The organism is Peribacillus sp. SIMBA_075, from assembly GCF_046534585.1.
Genome location: NZ_JAWRYN010000281.1, coordinates 1 through 331 on the forward strand (window position 1 = coordinate 1; position 331 = coordinate 331).

Here is a 331-nt window from a genome sequence, read left to right on the forward strand (position 1 = left end):
CTATGATACACAGCATATTCAGCCAGCCCTTCCATCATGATTGTATCAAGGAATGTAAAATCTCTTTCTTCTTTCGTGAGAAAATGCAACCTGCATACATGGTGATATTCATGTGTCAGCAATGTACCGATACGCTCTTTCGGGGTGTTTGGCGATAAAAAGAGAAAAACCTTGTCGTCAAATGCCATGCCGGATTGATAATAAAATTGCTCTCTGATTTCTTTACTGCTCTCATTTACAGGTAAAATAAACACAGGGACGTCAGGGCCTCCCCACTGTTTTTGCAGCTTTTTGTATTCTTTTCATGACGAGCTTAAAGTACCCTTTTTCT

General features: G+C 39.9%; 1 protein-coding gene. It reads right to left on the minus strand.

The window, feature by feature from the left end; genetic code table 11:
* Positions 1–254 (minus strand): DUF2268 domain-containing putative Zn-dependent protease (locus SB775_RS28255; RefSeq protein WP_410864480.1); only part of this gene is annotated, 254 nt, incomplete at its 3' end.
* Positions 255–331: the final 77 nt, after the last annotated feature.